The organism is Paracoccus marinus (assembly GCF_007018965.1).
Taxonomy (GTDB): Bacteria; Pseudomonadota; Alphaproteobacteria; order Rhodobacterales; family Rhodobacteraceae; genus Paracoccus; species Paracoccus marinus.
Genome location: NZ_VJYZ01000005.1, coordinates 143,238 through 169,082, shown reverse-complemented (window position 1 = coordinate 169,082; position 25,845 = coordinate 143,238). Strand labels below are relative to the sequence as shown.

24 protein-coding genes and 1 tRNA gene are annotated in these 25,845 nt (G+C 69.9%); 20 read left to right on the top strand and 5 right to left on the bottom strand.

All coding sequences use genetic code 11. The features are described 5' to 3' along the window. From FNF32_RS03415 to FNF32_RS03400, 4 genes are read left to right on the top strand one after another with little or no spacing between them, the layout of a single operon-like run. Positions 1 to 549, top strand: coding sequence for a rod shape-determining protein MreD (locus FNF32_RS03415; protein WP_131673397.1), 549 nt, complete (start codon positions 1 to 3; stop codon positions 547 to 549). A 21-nt stretch (positions 550 to 570) separates the two neighbouring features. Continuing rightward, a complete protein-coding gene (gene mrdA / locus FNF32_RS03410; protein WP_143796477.1) occupies positions 571 to 2,514 on the top strand; it encodes a penicillin-binding protein 2 in 1,944 nt (647 codons plus the stop codon). After that, positions 2,514 to 3,656, top strand: a complete 1,143-nt coding sequence (gene rodA / locus FNF32_RS03405) for a rod shape-determining protein RodA (protein WP_131673399.1) — start codon at positions 2,514 to 2,516, stop codon at positions 3,654 to 3,656. Before mrdA ends, rodA begins: the two co-directional genes overlap by 1 nt. Before the next feature lie 4 nt (positions 3,657 to 3,660). Beyond that, positions 3,661 to 4,581 (top strand): 2-hydroxyacid dehydrogenase, encoded by a 921-nt coding sequence (locus tag FNF32_RS03400; RefSeq protein WP_246087662.1) that lies wholly within the window; start codon positions 3,661 to 3,663, stop codon positions 4,579 to 4,581. Between the two features lie 7 nt (positions 4,582 to 4,588). On the opposite strand, the gene FNF32_RS03395 is transcribed toward FNF32_RS03400, so the two are convergent. Beyond that, a complete protein-coding gene (locus FNF32_RS03395; protein WP_246087661.1) occupies positions 4,589 to 5,350 on the bottom strand; it encodes an SseB family protein in 762 nt (253 codons plus the stop codon). After that, positions 5,347 to 5,916, bottom strand: coding sequence for a uracil-DNA glycosylase family protein (locus tag FNF32_RS03390; RefSeq protein ID WP_131673402.1), 570 nt, complete (start codon positions 5,914 to 5,916; stop codon positions 5,347 to 5,349). The genes FNF32_RS03395 and FNF32_RS03390 overlap by 4 nt, the downstream gene beginning before the upstream one ends. A 213-nt stretch (positions 5,917 to 6,129) precedes the next feature. Here FNF32_RS03390 and FNF32_RS03385 point away from each other — a divergent pair, with 213 nt between their 5' ends. From FNF32_RS03385 to kdsA, 3 genes are read left to right on the top strand one after another with little or no spacing between them, the layout of a single operon-like run. Then, positions 6,130 to 6,783 carry an ABC transporter ATP-binding protein gene (locus tag FNF32_RS03385; RefSeq protein WP_131673411.1) on the top strand — a complete coding sequence of 218 codons (654 nt, stop codon included), beginning with the start codon at positions 6,130 to 6,132 and terminating at the stop codon, positions 6,781 to 6,783. Then, entirely contained in the window at positions 6,767 to 8,713 is a 1,947-nt protein-coding gene (locus FNF32_RS03380; RefSeq protein ID WP_143796476.1) for a KpsE/RkpR family capsule polysaccharide export protein, read from the top strand. The genes FNF32_RS03385 and FNF32_RS03380 overlap by 17 nt, the downstream gene beginning before the upstream one ends. A gap of 47 nt (positions 8,714 to 8,760) precedes the next feature. Continuing rightward, complete coding sequence (gene kdsA, locus FNF32_RS03375; RefSeq protein WP_131675352.1) at positions 8,761 to 9,591, top strand: 3-deoxy-8-phosphooctulonate synthase; 831 nt, start codon at positions 8,761 to 8,763, stop codon at positions 9,589 to 9,591. A gap of 72 nt (positions 9,592 to 9,663) precedes the next feature. Here kdsA and FNF32_RS03370 read toward each other — a convergent pair whose 3' ends face one another. Beyond that, on the bottom strand, positions 9,664 to 10,848 hold the full coding sequence (locus FNF32_RS03370; RefSeq protein WP_131675351.1) for a BaiN/RdsA family NAD(P)/FAD-dependent oxidoreductase: 1,185 nt from the start codon (positions 10,846 to 10,848) through the stop codon (positions 9,664 to 9,666). A gap of 112 nt (positions 10,849 to 10,960) precedes the next feature. Here FNF32_RS03370 and FNF32_RS03365 point away from each other — a divergent pair. After that, positions 10,961 to 11,035 (top strand) — tRNA-Gln (locus FNF32_RS03365). A 92-nt stretch (positions 11,036 to 11,127) separates the two neighbouring features. Here FNF32_RS03365 and FNF32_RS03360 read toward each other — a convergent pair. Further along, positions 11,128 to 12,639 carry a YifB family Mg chelatase-like AAA ATPase gene (locus FNF32_RS03360; RefSeq protein WP_143796475.1) on the bottom strand — a complete coding sequence of 504 codons (1,512 nt, stop codon included), beginning with the start codon at positions 12,637 to 12,639 and terminating at the stop codon, positions 11,128 to 11,130. Positions 12,640 to 12,766: 127 nt separating this feature from the next. On the opposite strand from FNF32_RS03360, the gene FNF32_RS03355 reads away from it, so the two are divergent. From FNF32_RS03355 to FNF32_RS03300, 12 genes are all read left to right on the top strand, one after another. After that, positions 12,767 to 14,044 carry a bifunctional phosphopantothenoylcysteine decarboxylase/phosphopantothenate synthase gene (locus FNF32_RS03355; protein ID WP_131675349.1) on the top strand — a complete coding sequence of 426 codons (1,278 nt, stop codon included), beginning with the start codon at positions 12,767 to 12,769 and terminating at the stop codon, positions 14,042 to 14,044. After that, positions 14,041 to 15,093, top strand: a complete 1,053-nt coding sequence (locus FNF32_RS03350) for a cysteine desulfurase family protein (RefSeq protein ID WP_131675348.1) — start codon at positions 14,041 to 14,043, stop codon at positions 15,091 to 15,093. Before FNF32_RS03355 ends, FNF32_RS03350 begins: the two co-directional genes overlap by 4 nt. Next, on the top strand, positions 15,093 to 16,631 hold the full coding sequence (sufB, locus tag FNF32_RS03345) for a Fe-S cluster assembly protein SufB (RefSeq protein WP_131675347.1): 1,539 nt from the start codon (positions 15,093 to 15,095) through the stop codon (positions 16,629 to 16,631). Before FNF32_RS03350 ends, sufB begins: the two co-directional genes overlap by 1 nt. A 188-nt stretch (positions 16,632 to 16,819) precedes the next feature. After that, complete coding sequence (locus FNF32_RS03340) at positions 16,820 to 17,188, top strand: heavy metal-binding domain-containing protein (protein WP_246087679.1); 369 nt, start codon at positions 16,820 to 16,822, stop codon at positions 17,186 to 17,188. Between the two features lie 22 nt (positions 17,189 to 17,210). Then, entirely contained in the window at positions 17,211 to 18,014 is an 804-nt protein-coding gene (locus tag FNF32_RS03335; protein WP_143796474.1) for a polysaccharide pyruvyl transferase family protein, read from the top strand. Between the two features lie 14 nt (positions 18,015 to 18,028). Then, on the top strand, positions 18,029 to 18,784 hold the full coding sequence (gene sufC, locus FNF32_RS03330; protein WP_131675344.1) for a Fe-S cluster assembly ATPase SufC: 756 nt from the start codon (positions 18,029 to 18,031) through the stop codon (positions 18,782 to 18,784). Further along, the gene (locus FNF32_RS03325; RefSeq protein ID WP_143796473.1) at positions 18,784 to 20,166 is read left to right on the top strand and encodes a SufB/SufD family protein; all 1,383 of its coding nucleotides are present in this window, start codon (positions 18,784 to 18,786) and stop codon (positions 20,164 to 20,166) included. The genes sufC and FNF32_RS03325 overlap by 1 nt, the downstream gene beginning before the upstream one ends. Continuing rightward, complete coding sequence (locus FNF32_RS03320; RefSeq protein ID WP_131674257.1) at positions 20,166 to 20,678, top strand: hypothetical protein; 513 nt, start codon at positions 20,166 to 20,168, stop codon at positions 20,676 to 20,678. Before FNF32_RS03325 ends, FNF32_RS03320 begins: the two co-directional genes overlap by 1 nt. Further along, the gene (locus tag FNF32_RS03315) at positions 20,675 to 21,256 is read left to right on the top strand and encodes a YIP1 family protein (RefSeq protein WP_131674258.1); all 582 of its coding nucleotides are present in this window, start codon (positions 20,675 to 20,677) and stop codon (positions 21,254 to 21,256) included. Before FNF32_RS03320 ends, FNF32_RS03315 begins: the two co-directional genes overlap by 4 nt. Further along, positions 21,253 to 22,464, top strand: coding sequence for a cysteine desulfurase (locus FNF32_RS03310; protein ID WP_131674259.1), 1,212 nt, complete (start codon positions 21,253 to 21,255; stop codon positions 22,462 to 22,464). Before FNF32_RS03315 ends, FNF32_RS03310 begins: the two co-directional genes overlap by 4 nt. A 497-nt stretch (positions 22,465 to 22,961) precedes the next feature. Next, positions 22,962 to 24,089, top strand: coding sequence for an alkane 1-monooxygenase (locus FNF32_RS03305; RefSeq protein WP_131674260.1), 1,128 nt, complete (start codon positions 22,962 to 22,964; stop codon positions 24,087 to 24,089). Positions 24,090 to 24,127: 38 nt separating this feature from the next. After that, on the top strand, positions 24,128 to 24,520 hold the full coding sequence (locus FNF32_RS03300) for a VOC family protein (protein ID WP_342778014.1): 393 nt from the start codon (positions 24,128 to 24,130) through the stop codon (positions 24,518 to 24,520). 121 nt (positions 24,521 to 24,641) lie between these two features. On the opposite strand, the gene FNF32_RS03295 is transcribed toward FNF32_RS03300, so the two are convergent. Further along, positions 24,642 to 25,793, bottom strand: coding sequence for a site-specific DNA-methyltransferase (locus tag FNF32_RS03295; RefSeq protein ID WP_131674262.1), 1,152 nt, complete (start codon positions 25,791 to 25,793; stop codon positions 24,642 to 24,644). Between the last annotated feature and the right edge of the window lie 52 nt (positions 25,794 to 25,845).

Here is a 25,845-nt window from a genome sequence, read left to right as displayed (position 1 = left end):
ATGATCGACCCCGCCCGCCGCCGGCAGATGACCGGGATGACCGTCTATGTCGTCGTGGCCTTTGCGATCCTGTTCGTGCGGCTGCTGCCGCTGTCGCCGGGCCGGGTCGCGATGCCGGGACCGGACGTGCTGCTGTGCCTGACCATCGCATGGGTCCTGCGCCGCCCCGAGCAGGTGCCGGTGCTGGTGATCGCCGCCGTGTTCCTGATCGAGGGGCTGCTGATGCTCAGGCCGCCGGGGCTTTGGGCCGCCGTGGTGGTGGTGGGGTCCGAGGCCGCGCGGCTGCGCGAACAGCGTTGGCGCGAGCAGCCGTTTCTGCTTGAATGGCTCAGGGTCGGAATGCTGGTGCTGGGGATGATGATGGCCGACAGGCTGGTGCAGGCGGCGTTCTTCGTGACCGACGCGGCCGCGCCGCGCCCGCCGCTTGGACAGGCGCTGCTGCACGTCATCGCAACCGTCGCCGCCTACCCGCTGGTCATGGTCGCGGCGCGCTGGCTTCTGGGCCTGCGCCCGGCCCGGCCGGGCGAGTTGCAGGATTCAAGGTTCTGAACGGGTCCGGGACGGCGATAGATGCGGAAATCACCCAAGGATGTCGTCGAAAGCGCCCGGTCGGTCAGCCGGCGGGGGCTGATGCTGGGCGCGATCCAGGCCGCCGTCGTGGGCACGCTGGGCTGGCGGCTCAAGTCAATGCAGCTGGACCGCGCGGACGAGTTCCGGCTGCTGAGCGACGGAAACTCGATCAAGCTGCGGCTGTTGCCGCCCGCGCGCGGGCTGATCCACGACCGCCACGGCGTGCTGCTGGCCGGAAACGAGCAGAATTACCGCGTGACCATCACCCGCGAGGAAGCGGGCGATGTCAGCACCGTGATGGCGCGCCTGCGCCACCTGATCCCCATGACCGACAGCTCGGTCGCCGCGCTGATGGCCGAAATCGACCGCCGCAGCGCGATCACCCCCGTCAGCGTCGCGGACCGGCTGAGCTGGGACGAGTTCGCTTCGATCGCCGTCAACGCGCCCGCGCTGCCGGGCGTCACGCCCGAATCCGGCCTGTCGCGCGGCTATCCGCGCGGCGGCGACTTCGCCCATGTGCTGGGCTATGTCGGCCCGGTGTCGGATTATGACCTGTCCAAGATCGAGAACCCCGACCCCGTCCTGATGCTGCCCGAGTTCCAGCTGGGCAAGGTCGGCGTCGAGGCGAAGCTTGAAGGCATCCTGCGCGGCAAGGCCGGCACCCGCCGGGTCGAGGTAAACAGCGCCGGACGCGAGATGCGCGAGCTGAGCCGGATCGAGGGCGAGCAGGGCGCGACCGTCCAGATGACGCTGGACGCGGGGTTGCAGAACTTCGCGATCCAGCGGCTGGGGGGCGAATCCGCCGCCGCCGTCGTTCTGGACGTGCAGACGGGCGACGTGCTGACGATCGCGTCCTCGCCCGTGTTCGATCCGAACAAGTTCGTCCGCGGCATCACCAGCACCGATTACGGCACGCTGATGAACCACGACCACCGCCCGCTCGCCGACAAGACCGTGCAGGGGCTGTATCCGCCCGGCTCGACGTTCAAGATGGTCACGCTGCTGGCGGGGCTGGAATCCGGCGTCATCAACGGCGGCTCGCGCTTCTACTGCCCGGGGCACCTGCAGGTCGCCGGCCGCCGCTTCCATTGCTGGAGCAGGGGCGGCCACGGATCAATCGACCCGGTCCAGAGCTTGGAACATTCCTGCGACGTGTTCTTCTACGAACTCGCGCAGCGGGTGGGGATCGACCGGATCGCCGAGATGGCGCGGAAGCTGGGGATCGGGGTACGCCACGACCTGCCGATGTCGGCGGTGGCCGAGGGGATCGCGCCCGACCGCGCGTGGAAGCGCGCCAAGCACGAAGAGGAATGGCAGGTGGGCGATTCGCTCAATGCCTCGATCGGTCAGGGCTACGTGCTGGCGTCGCCCCTGCAGTTGGCGATCATGACCGCGCGGGTGGCGACCGGCCTTGCCGTGGCGCCGCGGCTGGTGCGCGCGGTGGACGGGGTGGCCGAGCCCGCGCCGGATTTCCCCGATCTCGGCATCAATCCGATGAACCTGCGGATCGCGCGGGGCGGGATGGACGCGGTGATGAACGGCGACCGCGGCACGGCGGCCAAGTCGCGGATTCTCGCGCCCGAGTGGCGGATGGCGGGCAAGACCGGCACCAGCCAGGTCCGCAACATCACCGCGGCGGAACGCGCGCGGGGCGTGATCTCGAACGACCAGCTGCCCTGGGTGCGCCGCGACCACGCGCTGTTCGTCTGCTACGCGCCGGTGGACGCGCCGCGCTATGCCGTGTCGGTCGTCGTCGAACACGGCGGCGGCGGCTCGGCCGTGGCGGCCCCGATCGCGCGAGACATCCTTCTGTTCGCCCTGGCGGGCGGGCTGCCGCCGCTTGACGCCTATCCGCCCGGCCAGCGCGACGCGGTGGTCGAGATGCGGGCGAAACTGCGGCTCGACACGCCCGAGCCGCCCAAATCCGCACGGGTGCGCGCCTGATGACCTATCTCGACTACAAGGTGGCGCAGACGCCAACCGGCTGGCGCAAGATCCTGCACCTGAACTGGCCTTTGGTGTTCCTGCTGGCGGCGGTGGCCTCGGCCGGGTTCCTGATGCTGTATTCCGTGTCGGGCGGGCGCCCGCACATGTGGGCCGAGCCGCAGATCGAGCGGTTCGCGGTCGGCATGGTCGCCATGATCGCGCTCGCGTTCGCGCCAATCTGGTTCTGGCGCTCGATCTCGGTCCCGGCCTATGTCGTCTGCTGCATCATGCTGCTGGCGGTGGACCTGGTGGGTCACATCGGCATGGGCGCGCAGCGGTGGCTGGACCTCGGCCCGGTCAAGCTGCAACCGTCTGAACTGACCAAGATCGCGCTCGTCCTGGTGCTGGCCGCCTATTACGACTGGCTCGACATGGATCGCGTCTCGCGGCCGCTATGGGTACTGATCCCGTTGGTGCTGATCCTGCTGCCCACCGCGCTGGTGCTGAAGCAGCCCGACCTCGGCACCTCGGTGATGCTGGTGGCGGGCGGCGGCATCATGATGTTCGCGGCCGGCGTCAGCCTGTGGTATTTCGCGGGCGTCCTTGCGGTGGTCGGCGGGCTCGTCTTTGCCGTCCTTGAAAGCCGCGGGACGGACTGGCAGCTTCTGCACGACTACCAGTACCGCCGGATCGACACCTTCATCGACCCGGCAAGCGACCCCCTGGGCGCGGGCTACAACATCACCCAGGCGCAGATCGCGCTGGGATCGGGCGGCTGGTCGGGACGCGGGTTCATGCAGGGCACGCAAAGCCGGCTGAACTTCCTGCCCGAAAAGCACACCGACTTCATCTTCACTACCCTGGCCGAGGAGTTCGGCTTCATCGGCACCATCTCGCTTTTGACGCTGTACGCCCTGATCCTCGCGTTCTGCCTGTACTCCGCGCTGACCAACCGGGACCGCTTCGCGAGCCTGCTGACGGTCGGCGTGGGCGGCACGTTCTTTCTGTATTTCGCGGTGAACATGTCGATGGTCATGGGGCTGATGCCTGTGGTGGGCGTGCCGCTGCCACTGGTGAGCTATGGCGGGACGCAGCTCATGATCCTGCTGATGGCGTTCGGCATGGTGCAGTCCGCCCATGTCAGCCGTCCAAGGGGCTGAGCGCGTGCGCGTCCTGTTCGCAGCGCCCGCGCAGGGCTGGGACCGCTGGTCCGGCCCCCTGCGCGCCGCCTGCCCGGAGATGGAGCTGCTTCAGGACGGCGCGCCCGACAGCTTCGACGCCCTGATCTACGCGCCCGGCTTTCCGGCGGGGGGCGCGGCCCTGGATTTCACGCCCTTCAACCGCGCAAGGCTCGTGCAAAGCCTGTGGGCGGGGGTCGAGCGGATCGTGGGCAACCCGACGCTCACGCAGCCCCTGTGCCGGATGGTCGATCCGGGGCTGCGGCAGGGGATGGTGGAATACTGCGTCGGCTGGGCCATGCGCGGGCATCTTGTGATGGACAGCTACGCGCAGGACGGCGTCTGGCGCAACGACGTTGTGCCGCCGCTCGCGGCAGAGCGGCGGGTGACTGTGCTGGGCACCGGCGCGCTGGGGGGCGCGGTGGCGCAGGCGCTCGCGGCCCTTGGTTTCGACGTGGCGGGCTGGTCGGCATCGGGTCGCGCCGTCGATGGCGTGACGGCGCTGGCCGGGGCCGACCTTGGCGCGGCGCTGGCGCGGGCCGAGATCCTGATCTCGCTTCTGCCCGACACCGACGCCACGCGGGGACTGCTGGACGCAGACCGGCTGGCGCTGCTGCCCCGTGGCGCGACGCTCATCAATCCCGGCCGCGGCACGCTGATCGTCGAGGCCGACCTACTGGCGGCGCTGGATCGCGGACAGGTCGGGCTGGCCGTGCTGGACGTGTTCCAGACCGAGCCGCTGCCGCCCGCGCACGCCTTCTGGTCCCACCCGCGGGTCATCGTGACGCCCCACATCGCTGCTGAGACGCGCCCCTCGACCGCAGCGCCCGTGGTGGCCGAGAACCTGCGCCGGGCGATGGACGGGCGCGCGCTTCTGCACCTCGTGGACCGGGCGCGCGGCTACTGAGCGGCGGCTACCAGCGCAACCTGGGCGGCAGGTCGGGCTTCGGCGCCGGTTCCGGCGCGGGTGCGGGCGCCTGCGTCAGTTCCAGCCGCAGCGCGCCGGGCGGCAAGGGCAGCGGCTGAAAGGTCACGTCCACCCCGCCATCGACCGGCGGCAGGAACGCGACCAGCTCGGCTACCGCTTTGGCGATCGCGGGCTGTTCGTCGCCGACCGCCCCCTCGATCGCCAGCAGCGTCCCGCGCGCGCCGCCCGGCCAGACCGCGCCCACCAGTGCGGCCCCGGAAAGCAGATCGCCCATCCGCGCCAGCCGCGCGGCAAGCGGACCCGCAAGCGCCGCGACGACGTGAGCCTCGGGCGCGCCCAGGCTTTCGGGACGCGCCTCGCCCTCGCCCGGACGCTGCGCGAGCGCGCGTTCCAGCCAACCGAGCGCGTGGGCATCCAGCAGCATCTCGGACGGGCGTCCGGGATTGACGATCAGCGCCCGCCCCTCGGCCGCGAGCGCACCGGCAAGGACGCGGCCGGGCACCGCCGCGTGGGCGACGGGGCGGCCCACGAACGCCGCCAGTTCGGCCGCGTCGTCGCAGGCCAGCGCCGCGCGGGTGCCGTCCATATCGAACAGCATCAGGTCGGCCACGTCGCCGCGCGGATCCTCTGCCAGTGCCGCGAACAGCTCGGCGTCGGCCAGGTGGCCCAGGACGGCGGCGCGCGTGGCGTCGTCCGCAATGTGAAACGGAACCGCGCACAGGCGGTCGAGATCGGACGGTCGGGTCACAGCAGCTCTGCCAGCGTGCGGCGCAGTTCGGGCAGCAGCTCGGCCTCGAACCACGGGTTGCGTCTGATCCATCCGGTATTGCGCCAGGAGGGGTGAGGCAAGGGGAACACCGCCGGCGCATGATCGCGCCACGACTGCACGGCTTTCGTCACGCCGGACGTGCCCAGATGCCAGCGCATCGCGTGGCCGCCGATGAGCAGCGTCACGCGCGGCTGCAGGTCGGCCAGCACCCGCGCCCGCCATGTGGCCGCGCAGACGGGCGGCGGCGGCAGGTCCGATCCCCTGGCGTCGTAGCCCGGAAAACAGAACGCCATCGGCACGATCGCCACCCGCGAGCGGTCGTAGAACGTGTCCTCGTCCACCCCCATCCAGTCGCGCAGCCGCCGCCCGGACGCGTCGGTGAAGGGCCGGCCCGACCCGTGGACCCGCAGCCCCGGCGCCTGGCTTGCAACCAGCACGCGCGCGCCGGGCCGGAACCACGCAACGGGGCGCGGCGCGTGGGCGGTCGCGGTCAGGCTGAAACGCGTGGCGCACAGACGGCAGGCGGTGATGTCGTCCTGGATCATCGCCCCCAGATAGGCACGGCCGCGGCCGCAAAAAACCCCGCATTTTCACCATCGACCCTGCGGCGATGGACAGGACGCGAGCCCCGCCCTATGTTCCCGACCGAGGCCGAGACGCTTCGCGGCCCGCGCCGCGTCCGGGTTCGTTCAACATCGCCGCTCGTCCCCCGGGTTGAAAGGGGCGCACGGCCCGGGGCGCGTGGTTTCCGCATCGTCATGCTCGAGTTCGACAACGTCTCGAAATCCTTCTGGACCGGATCGCAGCGCAAGGTGATCCTGGACCAGGCCTCGTTCCGGGTGGAACCGGGCCGTTCGCTGGGCATCCTCGCCCCGAACGGCACCGGCAAGACGACGATCATCAACATGATGTGCGGGCTGGAAAAGCCCGACGAGGGGTCGATCCGGCGCACCTCGCGCGTGTCGTTCCCGCTGGGCTTCATGGGCGGCGTGGTGGGCAAGCTGTCCGCAAACGAGAACGCGCGCTACATCGCGCGCATCTACGGCCTCGACCCCGACTATATCGAGGCGTTCTGCCGCTGGCTCTGCGACATCGGCGAATACTTCGACCGCCCGGTATCGACCTACAGCGCGGGTATGCGGTCGCGGCTGAACTTTTCGCTGCTTCTCGCGCTGGAGTTCGACATCTATCTGATCGACGAGGGCATGCCGGCCACCACCGACGTGAACTTCAACCGCAAGGCGGGCAGCGTGCTGTTCGACCGGCTCAAGACCGCGACGGTCGTGGTCGTGTCCCACCAGCCGGGTACGCTTGAGAAATTCTGCCGCTCGGCCGCCGTGCTTCGCGATGGCCGGCTTTACATGTTCGAGACGCTGGACGAGGCAAAGCAATATTATGACTACTCCGCCTAAGGCCCGTCTTTACCGGCTGAGCCGCGACGAATCCGTGCTGGCCCGCGCCCGCGGCGACCGCCCCGCGCCGCCGCAGCCGACCGACAACCCCGCCGCCGGCGTCCGTGTGGAACTGCTGCGCGGCAAGACCGCGCGCGCCCAGCAGGCCGCGCAAGAACCCGCTCGCGGCGCCCCGGACCGGGCGGATGGGCGCAGCGAACCGCCCCTGCGCGCCGCGCCGTCGGACGCCGCACGGTCCAAGGGCGCACCGGCCGCCGCGGGACCCGCGCCCCGGCCACCCGCGCAGCCGGCCGCCCAGCAACCGGGCGAGGCGTTGTTCGCCCCCGCCTCGGACGGGTTCGAGGGCATGGCGTTCCCCGGTTCCGCTGCGGCCGCCGCGCGCACCGTCGCCGCATCGGTGCCGGCCCAGCCCGCTGGCCCGGCCACCCCGACCGCCACCGGCGCACCCGCCAGTCCCCCGGCCGACACGATCGCATCGGTCAAGGCCGAAAACCTCACCCAGCGCCAGCTGCGCATGGCATCCCGCATCGCCGCCATGAACGGGATCGAGGTCGCGTCTGACCACGACGCGGTCATCAAGCTGCGCGCGCGCGGCATCGACCCCTTCCACCGCGAGTCCGTGGGCCAGGTCCTGTCGCAGGAAGGCGCGCGCGCCCGCAACGCCCCGGCCGCCAACATCCCGGCCCTCGCGCCCCAGACCGCGCCCGCCCGCACCGGCCGGCGCGACCTCGCCCCGATCGTCCCGCCCCAGCTTCCCTCGCGTGAGGAAATGACCGAGGACCGGCGCGCGATCGAGATCATGAAGATCCAGCGCGACCTCGCCCGCCGCCGTCGCCGCCGGCTCGGGATGCTGATCGCGCGGCTGTCGGTAATGGTCGTCCTGCCGACGATCCTTGCCGGCATCTACTACTTCGCGGTCGCGACGCCCCTTTACGCGACCAAGTCGCAGTTCCTGATCCAGCAGGCCGATGCGGGCGGCGTCGGCGGCGCCGGGGGTCTGCTCAGCGGAACCCAGCTTGCCACCAACCCCGACAGCGTGTCGGTGCAAAGCTACCTCAACTCGCGCGCCGCGATGCTGCGGCTGGACGAGGACAAGGGCTTCAAGCGCACCTTCCAGGACCCGTCAGTCGATCCGATCCTGCGCCTGCCCGAAGATGCCAGCAACGAGGCCGCCTACAAGATCTACCAGGACATGGTGAAGATCGGCTACGACCCGACCGAAGGCGTTATCAACCTGGAAGTGATCTCGCCCGATCCCGAGCTCAGCCAAGAATTCACGCTGGCGCTGATCGGCTATGCCGAGGGGCAGGTGGACCAGATGACGGCCCGGCTGCGCGCCGACCAGATGGAGGGCGCGGACAAAAGCTACCAGGATGCCGAGGCGCGGGTGCTGGAAGCGCAGGATCGGGTACAGGCGCTGCAGCAGAAGATGGGCGTGCTGGACCCGGTCGCGGAAGGATCGGCGGTGATGTCGCAGGTCACGCGGCTTGAGGGCGAGCTGACCGAAAAGCGGCTGGAGCTTGGCCAGCTGCAGGCAAACGCCCGGCCGAACCAGAGCCGCGTCGTCGGCGTTCAGGGCGACATCGAGCGCCTGCAGCAGATGATCGCCGAGACCCGCAGCCAGCTGACGCAAGACACCGACAACCGCGCCTCGCTCGCCGCGATTTCGGGCGAGATCAGGATTGCCGAGAGCGACCTCGAGACCCGGCAGACGCTGCTGGCGGGCGCCGCCGAGCAGATGGAATCGGCCCGGCTCGAGGCCAACAAGCAGGTCCGCTACCTGTCGATGTCCCTGCCCCCGGTCGCCGCCGACACGCCGACCTACCCCAAGGCGTTCCAGAACACGATCGTGGCCTTCCTGATCTTCGCGGCGTTGTACCTGATGCTGTCGCTGACCGCGTCGATCCTGCGCGAACAGGTGTCGTCGTGACGGCGGGCCAGACCACCGCGTCGAACCCTGCAGCGACCCGACCGCCATTGCACGTCGCGGCGCGCGGCGTGACCTTCGGCAACGACCTGCCGCTGGTGCTGATCGCGGGTCCGTGCCAGCTGGAAACGCTGGACCACGCGCTGTCGATCGCAGAGCCGCTTGCCGCCGCCTGCGCGCGCGCCGGGGCGGGCTTCGTGTTCAAGGCCAGCTACGACAAGGCCAACCGCACCTCGCTGTCGGGCCGTCGCGGCGTCGGCATGGACGAGGGGCTCGCCATGCTCGAGGCGGTGCGCGACCGGATCGGCTGCCCGGTGCTGACCGACGTCCACGACGCGGCCCAGGCAACCGCCGCCGCTCGCGTCGCGGACATCATCCAGATCCCCGCCTTCCTCAGCCGCCAGACCGACCTTTTGCTGGCGGCCGGGCGAACGGGCGCGGTCGTCAACGTCAAGAAGGGTCAGTTCCTCGCGCCGTGGGACATGCCGAACGTGGCCGACAAGGTCGCCTCGACCGGCAACAGCAACATCCTTCTGACCGAGCGCGGGGCGAGCTTCGGCTACAACACGCTGGTCGCGGACATGCGCGCGCTGCCGATCATGGCGGCGACGGGCTATCCGGTGGTGATGGACGCGACGCACTCGGTCCAGCAACCGGGCGGGATGGGCGGATCCTCGGGCGGCCAGCGCGAATTCGCACCGGTGATGGCCCGCGCGGCCGTGTCGCTGGGCGTGGCCGGCGTCTTCATCGAGACGCACGAGGATCCCGACCGCGCGCCGTCTGACGGCCCGAACATGATCCACCTTGAGCGGATGCCGAGGCTCATCGACAGCTTGATGGCGTTCGACCGGCTTGCGAAAGCCGACCCGGTGATGGGCTGACCACGGCAGGCTGCCGGGGGCGACGGTGGAAGGCCGACGAGGTCAGCCTGTGCGCTTCTCGGACTCCGCCTTTCAGGCGGCAAGGATCGCGCGGGCCGCCGCGTGGGCGGACGCCCAGGCCCATTGAAAGTTGTAGCCGCCGAGCCAGCCGGTCACGTCCACCACCTCCCCCACGAAGTAGAGGCCCGGCACCGCGCGCGCCTGCATCGTGCGCCCGTCGAGGTCGCGGCAGTCCACCCCGCCGACGGTGACTTCGGCCGTCCGCCACCCCTCGGACCCGACCGGCCGGAACGTCCAGGCGTTCACCCGCGCCCCCAGCCGGTCCAGAACGGCATTCGGCTGATCGGCAAGCCGCGCCTGCGCCAGCCCCTCATCGGCGACCAGCGCGTCGGCCAGCCGGTCGGGCAGCAGCCGCGCAAGCGCCGTCCCGACCTGCATCCGCCCGCCTTGCCCCCTGATCCCCCGCAGCAGTGCCGCGGCGTCCTGACCGGGCGCGAGGTCGGCCACGATCGTCTCGCCCGGCCGCCAGTAGCTCGAAATCTGCAGCACCGCAGGCCCCGACAGGCCGCGATGCGTGAACAGCAGCGCGTCGTCGAAGCCGGTCTTGCCGCAGCCAAGCCGCGCCGGCAGCGCGACACCGGCAAGCGGCTTCGTGCGCGCCAGGTCCTGCTCGGCAAAGGTCAGCGGCACGAGGCCCGCGCGCTGATCGACCAGCCGCAGGCCGAACCCGCGGGCGATGTCATAGCCCACGCCCGTCGCGCCCATCTTCGGGATCGAGCGTCCGCCGGTCGCAACCACCACCTGCCGCGCCGCGACCGGACCGCCCGGCGTCTGGACCTCGAACCCCGAACCGACCCGCCGCACGCCCGACACCGCGGTGTTCAGGCGCAGCTCTGCCCCACGCATGCGGTCCAGCAGCATGTCGACCACCTGCCCGGCCTTGCCATCGCAGAAAAGCTGCCCCAGCGTCTTTTCATGCCAGGCGATCCCGGCGCGATCGACCAGCGCCACGAAGTCCTGCGGCGTATAGCCCGCCAGCGCCGAGGCGCAAAACCGCGGCGTCTCCGACAGGAACCGCTCGCGCGTTGTGGCCAGATTGGTGAAGTTGCACCGCCCCCCGCCCGAGATCCGTATCTTCTCGCCCGGCCGCCGCGCGTGGTCCAGAACCAGCACCCGCCGCCCCGCCCCGGCCAGCCCGCCCGCGCAGAAAAGCCCGGCCGCGCCCGCGCCGAGTATGACGACATCCCAGGTTTCCATCCCCGCCACCTACCCGCTTGCGCGACCGCACGCCAGCAGCGAGGTTTTTGTCGAAGTCGCCGAACACCCCCTTGCACCCCCCCGGCAGCTTGGCTAAACACCCCCGCACTGTTGGGGCGTGGCCAAGTGGTAAGGCATCGGTTTTTGGTACCGTGTACCGTAGGTTCGAATCCTACCGCCCCAGCCAGTTTTCACCGATAGCTCGTGTTACTGTCTGAAAAGCTTTGCGATTTGTTGCTGAGCTTCTCGTTCTCCCGCTAAATCCCGCAGCATGCGGCACTACATCCCCATATAGCTCAGCCGGTAGCCCAGCGCCTCGGCCAGGTGTGGCGCGCGCACGTCGGGCGATCCGTCCAGGTCCGCGATGGTGCGCGCCGTCCGCAGGACCCGGTGATAGCCGCGCGCGGTCAAGCCCAGGCGTTCGGCCGCCCGGTGGATCAGGTCGCGTCCCTCCGCATCGGGGCGGGCGATCTCGTCCAGCACCGCGCCGGACGCGTCGGCGTTCACGCGCATCTGCGGGTGCGCGGCGTAGCGTTCGGACTGGATCGCCCGCGCCGCGGCCACCCGCGCCGCGACCTCGGCCGATCCTTCCGCCGACGCCGGGCGCTCGAGGTCCGCGACCGACACCGCCGGCACCTCGATCCGCAGGTCAAAGCGGTCCATCAGCGGGCCCGAGATGCGGCCCATGTAGTCGGTGCCGCAGACCGGCGCCTTAGCGCAGGCGCGGGCCGCATCGGCCAGGTGCCCGCAGCGGCAGGGGTTGGCGGCCGCGACCAGCAGGAAGCGGCACGGGTAGCGGACATGCGCGTTCGCGCGCGCGACGACGACCTCGCCCGTCTCGATCGGCTGGCGCAGGGTTTCGAGGACCGGGCGCGAGAACTCGGGCAGCTCGTCGAAGAACAGGACGCCGTTATGGGCAAGGCTGATCTGCCCAGGCTTCGCGCCGCGTCCACCGCCGACGATCGCCGCCATCGACGCGGTGTGGTGCGGCTCGCAGAACGGCGCCTCGCGCGAGATGCCGCCGTCGGCCAGCACGCCCGCCAGCGAATGGATCATCGAGGTTTCCAGCGCCTCGGCCGGGCTCAGGGGCGGCATGATGCCGGGCAGGCAGGCGGCGAGCATCGACTTGCCGGTGCCGGGCGGGCCGGTCATCAGCAGGTGGTGGCGCCCGGCCGCAGCGATTTCCAGCGCCCGGCGGGCGCGTTCCTGCCCGCGGACATGGGCGAGGTCGCGCAGGGTCGGCGCGGCCGCGACCTCGCCCGGTTTCGCTCGGGCGAGGGGCGCGCGGCCCGTCAGGTGGTCCAGCGCCTGCTTCAGCGTCGTGGGCGCCAGCACGGGGACCGAGGCGACCCACGCGGCCTCGGCCCCGCAGGCGGCGGGACAGATCAGCGTCCGGTCATCCTCGGCCGCGGCCATCGCGGCGGGCAGCGCGCCCGCGACCGGAACCAGCCGCCCGTCGAGCGCAAGTTCGCCCAGCGACACGATCCCGGCCAGTTCGTCCAGCGGCACGATGTCGAGCGCGGCCAGCACCGCAAGCGCGATCGGCAGGTCGAAATGCGACCCTTCCTTGGGCAGGTCGGCGGGCGACAGGTTCACAGTGACGCGCCGCGAGGGCATCGCGATCGACAGGGCGTTGAAGGCGGCGCGGACGCGGTCGCGCGCCTCGCTGACCGCCTTGTCCGGCAGGCCCACGATCCCGAACGACGGCAGGCCCGGGCTGACCGAGGCCTGCACCTCGACCAGCCGCGCCTCTACCCCCTCGAACGCCACCGTGAAGGCGATCGCGACCATGCCCGTCTCCTGCTGCCCGGAAAATGGTTAATGGCCCTGCGTTAACGCCGGGTTAACGGCAGCTTCCTTGCCGATGGGGCCGGGCGCGCCTAGGTTCCGGGCAAGCGACCAAGCGAAGGGCACGAACATGCAGGGCAAGCGGATCTTGCTGGTGGTGGGGGGCGGGGTCGCCGCCTACAAGACGCCCGAGCTGGTGCGGCTGATCCGCAAGGCGGGCGCGGCGGTGACGCCGGTGCTGACGCGCGCGGGCGCGGAGTTCGTGACCCCGCTGACCCTGTCGGCGCTGGCGGGCGCGCCCTGCCACACCGACCTGTTCGACCTGACGCGCGAGGCCGAGATGGGCCATATCCAGCTGTCCCGCGCGGCCGACATGGTGGTGGTCGCGCCCGCCACCGCCGACCTGATGGCCAAGATGGCGCATGGCCACGCGGACGATCTTGCCTCGACTCTGTTGATGGCGACCGACAAGCGGGTGCTGATCGCGCCCGCGATGAACGTGCGGATGTGGGACCACGCGGCGACGCGGCGGAACCGGGCAACGCTGGACGGCGACGGGATCCTGTTCGTCGGCCCGGACGAGGGCGAAATGGCCTGCGGGGAATGGGGCGAGGGGCGGATGGCCGAGCCCGCCGCGATCGTGGCCGCGATCGGCGCGGCGCTGTCCGCGCGCCCGTCCCTGCCCGCAGACGCCGCCACCCTGCGCCTGCCGCCCGAAACGCTGGTGACGCCCCCTGCCCCGCAGCCGCTGAAAGGCCGCCACGTCATCGTGACCTCCGGCCCAACCCATGAGCCGATCGACCCGGTGCGCTACATCGCCAACCGATCCTCGGGCGCGCAGGGGGCGGCGGTGGCGGCGGCGCTGCGCGACCTTGGCGCGCGGGTGAGCTTCGTCACCGGCCCGGCGACGGTGCCCCCGCCCGAACGAGTGGACGTGATCGCCGTTGAAACGGCGCGCGAGATGCGCGACGCGGTGGAACGCGCGCTGCCCGCCGACGCGGCGGTGATGGCCGCGGCGGTGGCCGACTGGCAGGTCGTGAACGCATCGGACCGCAAGATGAAAAAGGACGGCTCCGGGCGTCCGCCGGCGCTGGAGATGGCGGAAAACCCGGACATCCTCGCCTGGATCGCGTCGGATGCGCGCCGGCCCGCGCTGGTCGTGGGGTTCGCCGCCGAAACGAACGACGTGGTCGCCAACGCGACCTCGAAACGGCAGCGCAAGAACGCCGACTGGATCGTCGCCAACGACGTGAGCGACGGGACCGGGATCATGGGCGGGGCCGAGAACGAGATCACGCTGGTCACCGAAACCGGCGCCGAGCCGTGGCCGCGGCTGGCCAAGGCCGAAGTCGCGCGCAGGCTCGCCGCGCGGATCGCCGACGCGCTGCAGGACGCGGGCGTCAGGTGAGCCGCGTCTATCTCGACTGGAACGCCACCGCGCCGCTGCGCCCCGAGGCGCGGGCGGCGATGGCGGACGCGATGGACCTGATCGGCAACCCGTCCAGCGTCCATGCCGAGGGGCGCGCGGCCAAGATGCTGCTGGAACGCGCGCGCGAGGCGGTGGCGCAGGCGGCGGGCGCGCAGGCGGCGGACGTGATCTTCACCTCGGGCGCGACCGAGGCGGCGGCGCTGGTGATGGCGGGACGCGGGCTTGCGTCGTCGGCGATCGAGCATGACGCCGTGCGGGCGTGGTCCGACGACAGCCTGCCCGCCGACGAGGGCGGCCGGGTCGCCGTGCCCGACCCTTCGCGCACGGCGCTGCAGATGGCCAACAGCGAAACCGGCGTGCTGCAGGACTTGCCCGAGGGGCTTGCCGTCAGCGACATGACGCAGGCCTTCGGCAAGGTGCCCTTCGCCTTCGACTGGCTGGGGATCGAGGCGGGGTTCGTCAGCGCCCACAAGCTGGGCGGTCCCAAGGGGATCGGCGCGCTGATCGTCAGGAAGGGCACGGACGTTCAGGCGCGCATCCGCGGCGGTGGGCAGGAACAGGGCCGCCGCGCGGGGACCGAGAACCTGATCGGCATCGCGGGCTTCGCCGCCGCGGCGACGGCCGCGCAGGACGACCTTGCGGCGGGATCGGCCGAAAAACAGGCCGAACTGCGGGACCGTCTGCAGAACGCTCTGGATATTGATGACGAAAACACTATGTATCCCGGGCGCGCGTCCCGCAGGTTGCCGCAGACGCTGTCCATCCTGACGCCGGGGTGGAAGGGCGAGACGCAGGTGATGCAGATGGACCTGGCGGGCTTTGCCGTTTCGGCCGGATCCGCCTGTTCGTCCGGGAAGGTCAGGCCAAGCGGCGTGCTGCGCGCGATGGGCGTGCCCGAGGCGGATGCCGCATGCGCGCTGCGCGTGTCGTTCGGCCGGGCCACGACCGCAGAGGAATTGGACCGCTTCGCCGACGCCTGGCTTACCGCCCGGTCGCGCTGGCGAAGCAAGCAGGGAAAGACAGGTTGATGGCCGCACTCGACGCAACCGAACTGGAAGTCCGCGAAGGCGTGGACCGCGAGACGGTCGAGACCGTCGCGAACATGGGGTCCTACAAATACGGCTGGGACACCGAGATCGAGATGGAGTATGCCCCCAAGGGCATCAACGAGGACATCGTCCGCCTGATCTCGGAAAAGAACGGCGAGCCGGAGTGGATGACCGACTGGCGGCTGGATGCGTTCCGCCGCTGGCAGGGCATGACCGAGCCCCGCTGGGCGATGCTGAACTATCCCCACATCGACTATCAGGACCAGTTCTACTACGCCCGGCCGAAAAGCATGGCGGTCAAGCCGAAGTCGCTGGACGAGGTCGATCCGAAGCTGCTGGCGACCTATGCCAAGCTGGGGATCCCGCTGAAGGAACAGGCGATCCTTGCGGGCGTCGAAGGCGCCGACGCCTCGCCCATCCAGCGCCCCGGCGACGAACGCCGCGTGGCCGTGGACGCCGTCTTCGACAGCGTCAGCGTGGGCACCACGTTCAAGGATGAACTCGCGAAGGCCGGCGTGATCTTCTGCTCGATCTCCGAGGCGATCCGCGAACATCCCGAGCTGGTGAAGAAATACCTGGGCTCGGTGGTGCCGGCGTCCGACAACTTCTTTGCGACGCTGAACAGCGCGGTGTTTTCCGACGGCTCGTTCGTCTACATCCCGCCGGGCGTCCGCTGCCCGATGGAGCTGTCGACCTATTTCCGCATCAACGCCGAAAACACCGGCCAGTTCGAGCGCACGCTGATCGTCGCCGACAGGGGCAGCTACGTCAGCTACCTTGAGGGCTGCACCGCGCCCAAGCGCGACACCGCGCAGTTGCACGCCGCGGTGGTCGAGATCGTTATCCTGGAAGACGCCGAGGTGAAGTATTCCACCGTCCAGAACTGGTTTCCTGGCGACGAGGAAGGCAAGGGCGGCATCTACAACTTCGTGACCAAGCGCGCCGACTGCCGCGAAGCGCGGGCCAAGGTCATGTGGACGCAGGTGGAAACCGGCTCGGCGATCACCTGGAAATACCCGTCCTGCATCCTGCGCGGCGAGGAAAGCCAGGGCGAGTTCTATTCGATCGCCATCGCCAACAACATGCAGCAGGCCGACACCGGCACCAAGATGGTCCACCTTGGCAAGAACACGCGCTCGCGCATCGTGTCCAAGGGGATCTCGGCGGGCCGCGCGCAGAACACCTATCGCGGGCTCGTGTCGATGCACCCGCGCGCGCTCAACAGCCGCAACTATACCCAGTGCGACAGCCTGCTGATCGGCGACCAGTGCGGCGCGCACACGGTTCCTTATATCGAGGTCAAGAACACCTCGTCCCGCGTGGAACACGAGGCGACGACCAGCAAGGTGGACGACGACCAGCTCTTCTACTGCCGCCAGCGCGGCATGGACGAGGAAGAGGCGGTCGCGCTCGTCGTCAACGGCTTCTGCCGCGAGGTGCTGCAGGCCCTGCCGATGGAGTTCGCGATGGAGGCGCAGAGCCTCGTCGCGATCAGCCTGGAAGGATCGGTGGGGTAATGGCTAAGGTTCTTTCCGGCCTCCATCAAGGATCGTATTCCCTCAGCCAAGATACCGACATTGCTGGCGTGGTGAACGGCAACGTCTTGGCAGGGCCTTACCTGCTGACGGTATCTGGGGCAGTGAATGGCGATATTTTCACTGATCGGCTCGAAACGGTGACCATTACCGGAAGTCACTACGGCAATATCCGTGCGAAAGAGGCTCAGCTTACGGCGAAGGCCGCCACCTCCGCTTTCGTTGTTACAACCACATCGCACGTCGAGGGCCGGAGCATTTCTTCTTATCACGGCATCGTCACGGGCGAGACCATCCTTGGCGCAAACATCTTCCGCGACGTGTTTGCGGGCATTCGCGACATCGTGGGCGGCCGGTCTGCTGCCTACGAGCGGTCTCTCTCCGAGGCTCGCGACACTGCAATCGGCGAGATGATCAATCGCGCGCGGGCGAAGGGCGCAAACGCCGTCGTCGGCGTAGACCTGGACTATGAGGTGATCCACAGCATGCTGATGGTGTCGGCCTCCGGCACGGCGGTCACGATCGCCGAGGCGGGGTGACGGCATCGTGCGGGACGAAGTGGTGAAGCCGATCAAGGTCTTTCACTGGCGCGGCGAGAACTTCGGCGACGCCCTGTCCCGCGACGTGGTGGCCCATGTCAGCGGCCGCCCGGCCGTCTGGTCCGGCCCGGTCGAATGCGACCTGTTCGCCGTCGGATCGGTCATTAGCCTGATCGGCGACCGCTTTGCGCAGGCCGAGCCGAACGGTCATCGCCCCTTCATGTGGGGCAGCGGGATCCTGTCGCCCCGCCCCTCGCCTTTCATGTCGCGGATCGAGGTCGTGGCTCTGCGCGGCCCCATGACCGCCGCGCTGACGGATCAGGCACCCGCCCTGCCCTTCGGCGATCCCGGCCTTTTCGCTGACGAGCTGCTGGATGAACGCCCCGAACGGACCGACCGGATCGGCCTTGTCCCGCACTGGCGGCTCGTGGACACGCCCGAGATGCAGGACCTTGCCCGCGACCCGCGGGTCGACCTGATCGACCCGCGCACCACCGACGCGCTGTCGGTCGTGCGGCGGATCGCGGCGTGCGGGTTTGTCCTGTCCTCGTCGCTGCACGGCCTGATCGTCGCCGACGCGCTGGGGATCGCCAACCACTGGCTCACCCCCATCGGGGCGCACGCGACGCCCACGCTCAAGTTCATCGACTACGCCGCCGCCATCGGCCGCCTTCTGGGCGCGCCGCTGGACCCCGATCAGGTGCCGGGCTATCTGTCCGCGCTCCGGTCTGAAACGATGCCCGAAACACTGCCCTACGCCGACGGGATCGCAGCCGCCAAGCAGGCGCTGCGCGACAGCTTCCCGGCCGAGCTGCGGGCGAACTGAATGGATGTGACGATATGCTGGAAGTGACCAACCTGCAGGTGAAGCTGGAAGACGAGGACAAGCAGATCCTCAAGGGGCTGACGCTGACCGTCCCTGCGGGAGAGGTCCACGCGATCATGGGCCCGAACGGGTCGGGCAAGTCCACGCTGTCCTACGTCCTGTCGGGCCGCGACGGCTACGAGGTGACGGGGGGCGAGGCGACGCTTGACGGCGAAAGCCTGCTGGAGATGGAGCCGGAAGAACGCGCCGCCGCCGGCCTGTTCCTTGCGTTCCAGTACCCGGTGGAAATCCCCGGCGTCGGCAACATGACCTTCCTGCGGACCGCCGTGAACGCGCAGCGCAAGGCGCGCGGCGAGAGTGAGCTGTCCTCGGGCGATTTCCTGCGGCTGGTGCGCGAGCGGGCCAAGGCGCTGGACATCGACGCCGACATGCTGAAGCGCCCGGTCAACGTGGGCTTTTCGGGCGGCGAGAAGAAGCGCAACGAGATCCTTCAGATGGCCATGCTGGAACCGCGCATGTGCATCATGGACGAAACCGACAGCGGCCTTGACGTGGACGCGATGCGGCTGGTCGCGGACGGGGTGAACGCGCTGCGCTCGCCCGAGCGCGCCTTCCTCGTCATCACCCACTACCAGCGCCTGCTGGACCACATCCGCCCCGACGTGGTCCACATCATGGCCGACGGCCGCATCGTGCGGACCGGCGGCCCCGATCTGGCGCTCGAGGTCGAGCGCAACGGTTACGCCGGCATCCTGGCGGAGGGGGCGTGATGACCGACGCCGCCACCCGCAGCCGCGACGACGCCGCCCGCGCGGCGCCGTCCGGGATCCAGACCCCCGACGTGGTGGGCGGCACGCAGCCCGCGCCCGCGCCGCGCCTGGCCGCGCTGCAGGCGCCGCAGGACGGCTGCACGGCCGGCGCGCGCCGCGCCGCGATGCAGCGCCTGGTCGCGGCCGGCCTGCCGAAGCCCCGCGACGAATACTGGCGCTACACCGATCCCAGGACCCTGAACGCCGACACCCCCGCCCCCGTCGCCATCGCCGACGAAGAGCCGCAGATGTTCGACGCGCTCGACCGGCTGCGGCTGGTGTTCGTGGACGGCGTGTTCGACGCCGCCGCCTCGGACCCGCTGGACGCGGACGGCGTGCGGATCGAGACGCTGGCGGCCGCCGACGCGCAGCCCGGCCACTGGATCGCCGGCAGCTACGGCGCGCTGGAAGCGGCCGGACAGACGCCGGTCGTGCGTCCCTTCGCCGCGCTGAACACCGCCGTCGCGGTGAACGGCCTGGCGATCCACGTCACGGCCGAGGTCGCGCGCCCGATCCACATCATCCACCGCCGCCGCGACGAGGCGGCCGACATCGTCCTGCACCACGTCCTGAAGCTGGATCCGGGCGGCGAACTCACGCTGATAGAGACGGGCATGGCGGGCGCGCGCGAGAACACGGTGATCGAGGCCGATCTGGCGGACGGCGCGCGGCTGCACCACATCGCCGCGATCCGCGCGGCCGACACCCGCATCGGCGCGCGCCACATCTTCGGCCGCGTCGGCGCGAACGCGGCCTTCAAGTCGTTCACCCTTTCGCTCAACGGCACGATGATGCGCCACGAATCCATCATCGACATCGCCGGAGACGACAGCGTGGCCCACGTCGCGGGCGCGGTCCTGGGCGACGGCGCACAGGGGCCGTTCCACCACGACGACACGGTGTTCGTGACCCACGGGGCGGAACGCTGCGAAAGCCGGCAGGTGTTCAAGAAGGTCCTGAAGAACGGCGCCGTCGGCGTGTTCCAGGGCAAGATCCTCGTGAAGCCCGGCGCGCAGAAGACCGACGGCTACCAGATAAGCCAGGCGCTTCTGCTGGACGACGACAGCCAGTTCCTCGCCAAGCCGGAGCTGGAAATCTACGCCGACGACGTGCGCTGCAGCCACGGCTCGACCACCGGCGCGATCGACCCGGTGGCGCTTTACTACCTGCGCTCGCGCGGGGTGCCGAAGGACCGGGCCATCGTGATGCTGGTCCTGTCGTTCCTGGCCGAGGCGCTGGCCGAGGTCGAGGATGACGACCTGCGGGCCGAGATCGGCGACCGGCTGGAGCTGTGGCTGAACCGTCACGCGATCGCCGACGGCCGGCGCGAGGCGACCGCCTGATGACGGCGGCGCCGGGCCTGATCCCGCGGCTGGCGATGGGATGGCGCGCGCCCGCGCGCACCGTCCGCAGCCTGCGGGGCATGCGCGACCCGGCGCTGCTGGCGCTGCTGCTCGGCACGCTGGCGATGTACTTCGTGGCTCAGTGGCCCGTCCACGTCCGTGCGGCCGAGGTCGATCCCTCGATCCCGCAGGGCGCGCGGCTTGGGGGCGCGCTGATGGCGACGATGTTCCTGATGCCGCTGCTCGTCTATCTTCTGGCGGCGCTGTCCGGGGTCGTCGCGCGCGCGTTCGGCTGGACGGGCACGGGCGCGGACGCGCGGCTGGCGTTGATCTGGACGTTGGCGATGATCACGCCGCTGATGCTTCTCGCAGGGATGACGCAGGGGCTGGTCGGTCCGGGGCCGGCCGCGGACCTGACGCAGGGCATCGCCGGTGTGGCCTTCGTCGTCTTGTGGTTCATCAACCTGCGCGCGCTGGACGACCGCCCGCGCGATCCGCGCGGCGCGCCATGATCGGCCGCATCGTCGATCTGATCGGGGTCAGCGTCCGCGACCCCGATGCCGCCGTCGCCGCGCTGCAGGGCATGGGCATCGGCCCGCGCGAAAGCTGGCGCGCGATCTTCCTCGCCGCATCGGTCGGCGCGATCCTTTCGTGGCTCGTCATGCGGACGCTGCCCGGGGCCGAGGCGGGGTTGGACCGCCTGACCTTGCAGCCGATCGTCATGGCGCTGCTGCAGGTCGGGGCGGCTGCGCTTTTCGCAGCACTCGTGGACCGCGTCGGACGCATGTTCGGCGGCACCGGACGCTTCGACGACGCGCTGCTGGTCACCGCCTGGCTCGAGATTGCGATGCTGTTCGTGCAGGTCCCGCAGATCCTTTTCAGCATGGCCGTTCCCGCGGTGGGCGGCATCCTCAGCATGCTGTCCTTCGCGCTCTATTTCGTTCTGGCCGTGCAACTGATCCGTGCCGTCCACGGCTTTCGCAATCCGCTGCTGGTGGCGCTCGGCATCGTCGGCACGGTGTTCGTGGCCGCCTTTGCGCTGAGCCTGCTGGCCGCGTCGCTCGGCATCATGCCGGAGGTGTTCGCATGAGCTTCGACCCAACCCGCGTCCGCGCCGACTTCCCGATCCTGTCGCGGCAGGTGAACGGGCGTCCGCTGGTCTATCTGGACAGCGGCGCCAGCGCGCAGAAGCCGCAGGTGGTGATCGACGCGATCGGCGCCGCCTATGCCGGCGAATACGCCAACGTCCACCGCGGCCTGCACTTCCTGTCGAACCTCGCGACCGACAATTACGAGCGGGTGCGCGCCATCATCGCCCGGTTTCTGAACGCCCCGCACGAGGACGAGGTGATCTTCACCACCGGCACGACCGAGGCGATCAACCTGGTCAGCTACGCCTTCGCCGCGCCGCGGCTGGCGCCGGGCGACGAGATCGTGCTGAGCGTGCTGGAACACCACGCCAACATCGTCCCCTGGCATTTCCTGCGCGAACGCCAGGGCGTGGTCCTGAAGTGGGTCGAGCCGGAACCCGACGGCAGCCTGCCCCCCGAAAAGGTGCTGGCGGCGATCGGGCCGCGCACGCGGCTGGTGGCCGTCACCCACATGTCGAACGTGACCGGCACCATCGTCGACGTGGCCGCCATCGCGCGCGGCACCGACGTGCCGGTGCTGGTCGACGGCAGCCAAGCGGCGGTCCACATGCCGGTGGACGTGGCCGCGATCGGCTGCGATTTCTACGCGATCACCGGGCACAAGCTGTACGGCCCGTCCGGGTCCGGCGCGATCTGGATCTCGCGCGAGCGGCAGGCCGAGATGCGCCCCTTCATCGGCGGCGGCGACATGATCCGCGAGGTTACCCGCGACGCCGTCACCTACGCCGACCCGCCCTTGAAGTTCGAGGCGGGGACGCCCGGTATCGTCAACCAGATCGGCTTGGGCGTCGCGCTGGAATACCTGATGGACCTGGGCATGGAAAACATAGCGGCCTACGAGGCGACCCTGCGCGATTATACCCGGGACCGCCTGCGCGAGCTGAACTGGATCGACGTTCAGGGCGACGCGCCCCACAAGGGCGCCATCTTCTCGCTGACGATGCAGGGCGCGCACGCGCACGACATCTCGACGGTGCTCGACAAGCGCGGGATCGCGGTGCGCGCCGGCACGCATTGCGCGATGCCGCTGATGCAGCACTACGGCCTGACCGCGACCGCGCGCGCGAGCTTTGCGATGTACAACACCACCCGGGACGCCGATGCGCTGATCGACGGGCTGGTGTTCTGCCGCGAGCTGTTCGGCTGAGGCGTCTTTCCGGGGCGCGCCGCCCCGGAACAGGGGATATTCAGGGACAGAAGATGCCCCGTCGCAGGCTGCGCGTCCTCACGCCCGGCTTCGAACCGGGAAGCCCGAAGGCGGCGGATTTTCGTCCCACTTCGGCTTCCGCCGCCGCCGCATGACGCGGCGTTCGTGGGCTGGACTATCCCTTCAGCAGGGCGGCCCCGAAAGGCTGCCGTAAGCTGCGGCCCGTCTAGTCTCTACACCTTCCCCGCGACCGTTTAGCCGTAGCGGGGCTTGGCTCGGGATTGCCACCGGCGCGACCCGTGAGGTTTCCCCGAATTTGAGCCGTTCTACTCCGCGCGTTTCCACGCGGGCACTCCGTTGAAGTCCGCTGCGTTTACCAGTTTCGCCACGTGAGGCGACGCGTGGCCCTTGTGCCGGAACCGGGCCGCGCGGGCAAGCTTCCGGGCGGCGCTTCCCGGGTCTGGCGGGGCGTTTTCCCGCGCGCTAGGGTCGGCGCCATGAACACGCGCCTTCGATCCGCCGCCCCGTTCTGGATGTCGCTCGGGCTGGTCCCGCTGGCGGCGCTGGCCACCTGGCGGGGAGGCTGGTGGTTCGCGCTGATGCCGGTTTACGCGTGGTACCTGGTGACGGCGCTCGATGCGCTTCTGGGCCTGAACGGCGACAATCCCGACCCCGAGACGCCCGCGGATGCGCTGTTCTGGCATCGCGCGATCACGGTGATCTGGTTTCCGGTGCAGGCGGCGGTGATCTTTGGCGCGATCTCGTACGTCGCGCAGGTGGGTCATCTGGGCGCATGGGAAAAGCTCGGGCTGTTCTTCGGAATCGGCGTCATGTCGGGCACGATCGGCATGGTCTACGCCCACGAACTGCTGCACCAGAAGCCGGGGCACGAGCGCTGGCTGGGCGACCTGCTGCTGGCATCGACGCTCTATTCGCATTTCAGGACCGAACATCTGCTGGTCCATCACTCCTGGGTCGCGACGCCCGCGGACGCGGTGTCGGCGCGCTATAACGAGGGGTTCTTCCGCTATTTCGCGCGGGTCCTGTGGTCCTGCCCGCGATCGGCGTGGCGGGCCGAGACGAAGCTTCTGGCCCGCGCCGGGCGCAAGGTCCGCGACCGGCGCAACCCGTTCTGGCGCTACGGCGCGCTGCAGCTCGGGATGCTGGCGCTTGCGGGGATGCTCGGCGGCTGGCAGGGCGTCCTGCTGTTCGCGTGGCAGGCGTTCGTCGCGATCTGGCAGCTGGAGCTTACGAATTACGTCGAACATTACGGGCTGACGCGGCGCCATCTGGGCGCGGGGCGCTACGAACATGTCATGCCGCGCCACAGCTGGAACGCCAGCCACACCGCGTCGAACTGGCTGCTCATCAACCTGCAGCGCCATTCGGACCACCATTACAAGCCGGACCGTCGCTTCCCGCTTCTGCAGACCTATGAGGCGGACGAGGCGCCGCAGCTGCCCTTCGGCTATCCGGCGATGACCTTTGTCGCGATGGTGCCGCCGTGGTGGCGGCGGCGCATGAACCCGCGCGTGCGCGCCTGGCGGCGGCAGTTCTATCCCGAGATCGACGACTGGGGCCCGTACAACCGGGCCGAAAACCCCCGGCCGCGTGGGGCGTTGTAGGAACAACCAGAAAAGCGAGTGCAGCGATGTTCAGCCACGTGACCGTCGGAGTCGCCGATCTGGATCGGGCGGCGCGGTTCTACGACGCGGTGCTTGGGCCGCTGGGCCTGGTCCAGCGCGTCCCGCCGACCGGCGCCGCACCGGACTGGCGGTGCTGGGTCGGCCGGTCGGCGACCCTGCCCCGGTTTTACGCGCATCTTCCGTTCGACGGCGCGCTTGCGACGGCGGGGAACGGCACCATGGTCGCGTTCCTTGCGCCCACGCCAGCGTCCGTGAGCCTTGCCCATGCCGCCGGGCTTGCGGCGGGCGGCAGCGACGAGGGGGCGCCCGGCCCCCGGCCGCATTACGGGGACGCCTATTTCGGGGCCTACCTGCGCGACCCCGACGGAAACAAGGTCCACGTCGTCCATCGCGGCGACCTGCCCGCGTGAGCGGGCGGCTCACCTGACGGATCTATAAAAATGCCCCGCCGGGCGTCACCGCGCGGCGGGGCGAGTTTGTCCCCTTCAGCCCCGTGACGGAACCACGGGCAAGGGGACGCCGGCGAGCCGGTCAGGCGAGGTCGCTTTGCGACATCTCGGCCCGGATCTGTTGGCGCAGGAGGTCGATCGGAACCATCCGACCCTCGCGCTTGAAGTGCCAGTAGGTCCAGCCGTTGCAGCTGGGCGCGCCTTCCAGCGCGGCGCCGACCTGGTGGATCGAACCCTTCACGTCGTTCCCGATCAGCGAGCCGTCGGCCCGTACCCGCGCCTTGTGGCGCGCGTTGATCGACCACAGTTCCTCGCCCGGGCGCAGCATGCCGCGTTCGACGACCTGCCCGAACGGGACCCGCGGCTCCGCCCGCTTGCCGGTGGTGGTGCCAAGTGCGCCCGTGTCCAGCCGGCGGACCCGGGACAGGCGGCGTTCGGCGACCTCGCGATAAGCGGCCTCACGCTCGATCCCGATGAAGTAGCGGCCCAGCATCTTGGCGACCGCGCCGGTGGTGCCGGTGCCGAAGAACGGGTCTAGGATCAGGTCGCCGGGGTTGGTCGTGCCCACGATCACGCGGTGAAGCAGGCTTTCGGGCTTTTGCGTCGGATGCGCCTTTGCGCCGTCCTCGCCCTTGATCCGCTCGGACCCGGTGCAGATCGGCAGGGTCCAGTCCGACCGCATCTGGATGCCGTCATTGAGCGACTTCAGCGCCTCGTAGTTGAAGGTGTACTTGCCCCCCTCGCTGCGAGAGGCCCAGATCAGCGTCTCGTGCGCGTTGGTCAGACGCTTGCCGCGAAAGTTCGGCATCGGGTTCGACTTGCGCCAGACCACGTCGTTGAGCAGCCAGAATCCCTGGTTCTGCAACTCGGCGCCGACGCGGAAGATGTTGTGATAGCTGCCGATCACCCAGATCGCGCCGTCGGGCTTCAGCAGCCGGCGCGCGGCGGCAAGCCAGGCCTTGGTGAAGGCGTCGTAGGCCGCGAAGCTGCCGAACTGGTCCCAGGCGTCGTCCACCGCGTCGACCTTGGAATTGTCGGGCCGGTGCAGGTCGCCGCGAAGCTGCAGGTTATAGGGCGGGTCGGCGAAGATCAGGTCAACGCTCGCCTCCGGCAGCGCCAGCATCTGTTCGACGCAGTCACCGGCAAGGATGCTGTTGAGGGGCAGCGCGGCGCCCGTGCGGCTGTGGTCGGCCGGCGCGCGCGCGGCGCGGCGGGTCGGGATGGTCTGCGTCATGGACTGCCTCAGGGGGTCGCCGGCTGGTGCCGATCTTTCTGCCCCGGATGAT